At 73.2% G+C, this 1,229-nt stretch carries 3 protein-coding genes; 1 reads left to right on the top strand and 2 read right to left on the bottom strand.

Going from position 1 to position 1,229, the window contains the following annotated elements; genetic code table 11:
• Both AC2W7G_RS16685 and AC2W7G_RS16680 read right to left on the bottom strand, forming a co-directional pair.
• Positions 1-225: 2-oxoglutarate dehydrogenase E1 subunit family protein (locus tag AC2W7G_RS16685; protein WP_485869425.1), on the bottom strand; the 225-nt coding region annotated here is incomplete at its 3' end.
• A gap of 199 nt (positions 226-424) precedes the next feature.
• Positions 425-865 carry an OsmC family peroxiredoxin gene (locus AC2W7G_RS16680; protein WP_485869424.1) on the bottom strand — a complete coding sequence of 147 codons (441 nt, stop codon included), beginning with the start codon at positions 863-865 and terminating at the stop codon, positions 425-427.
• Positions 866-1,014: 149 nt separating this feature from the next.
• Between AC2W7G_RS16680 and AC2W7G_RS16675 the strand changes: the two genes are divergently transcribed.
• Positions 1,015-1,229, top strand: a 215-nt coding sequence (locus tag AC2W7G_RS16675; protein WP_485869423.1) for a flagellar FlbD family protein, incomplete at its 3' end; no start/stop codon positions are given.

Here is a 1,229-nt window from a genome sequence, read left to right as displayed (position 1 = left end):
CGGCGGGGAGGCGGCCGCCTTCGGCTGCTGCTGAGGCGCCGCGGCGGGCGCCGTGCCGTTGGTCGAGGCGGGCGCAGACGTCGCGGCACCGCCCTGACCGTTCTTGAAGAACGCGGCCCAGGTCTCGTCCACCGAGCTGGGGTCAGCCTGGTAGCGCTCGTACATCTCCTCGACGAGCCACTGGTTGGTTCCGAAGTCTGGGGTGCCTTGCGAGGACTCGGCCACGGCCTCGATCGCCTCTTCCGAAATGTGTCTGGTGTGGTACAGGACGTCGCGTCAACCCTAGCGCGCGGCCGATGCTCCCGGGCCCCGTGTCGACAGCCCCGGCGCGCCCCGCGGGCGCGCGGAGCCACTCGTCCGATCGCCCGCAGGGGACGCGTGCCTGAGCGTTCTGGCGGTGACACGCGTCACCGGCCGGGCTCGGTCAGGCGTCGAAGGTCACGTCGACGGTCATCTCCTGGACGCCGGCGAGGGCCTTGGAGACCGGGCACGTGCGCTTGGCCTCCTCGGCGACGCGGCGGAAGCCCTCGGCGTCGATGTTCTCGGCGGTGCCGGCGACGGTCAGGTGCACCGACGTGATCTTGAAGCCCTCGGTGTCGGGGCCGAGCGAGACGTCGGCGGAGACGGCGAGCGAGCCGGGCGTGGCACCGTGCTTGGCCAGCAGCGCCGACATCTGCATCGCGTAGCAGGAGGTGTGCGCCGCGGCGATGAGCTCCTCGGGGCTGGTGACGCCGCCGGCGTCCTCGGCGGACCGCTTCGGGAAGGACACCTCGAAGGTGCCGGCGCCGGAGCTGGCCAGGTCGACCTCGCCCGATCCGGTCTCGAGCGTGCCCTCCCAGGCGGTGTGTGCGGTGCGTGTGGGCATGGGTCCTCCTCGGGGTGGGGAACGGTCTGCTCCCGACGCTAGACCGGTCCGCGCGCCGCACAAGTCGGCGTCCGCGTAACCTGCGGCGGCCTCGCGCGTTGGAGGGGGTGCAGGACGCCAGGGGAGGCGTCCGCGGGGGAGGGAGTCCCATGATCGAGCTGCACCACAGCGACGGCCGCGCGTTCTGGTTGAACCCGGACCTCGTCGAGACGCTCTCGGACGCCGCACCCTGGACCCGCGTGGACCTGGTGAGCGACCGGGCCCTGCTCGTCACCGAGACCCCGGCCGAGGTGGCCGCCCTCATCGACGACCACCGGGTCGAGCTGGCGCGCCGCGCCGCCGTCCCGGCCCCGACCGTCCGCCG

Source organism: Aeromicrobium sp. PFPM2_SD2 (assembly GCF_057364525.1).
The sequence above is the reverse complement of the archived record's forward strand: the minus strand, read 5'-3'. Positions and strand labels throughout refer to the sequence as shown.

Coding starts and splice junctions, on each gene's coding strand:
- AC2W7G_RS16680 (WP_485869424.1), bottom strand. CDS start 865: ATGCCCACACGCACCGCACACACCGCCTGGGAGGGCACGCTCGAGACC.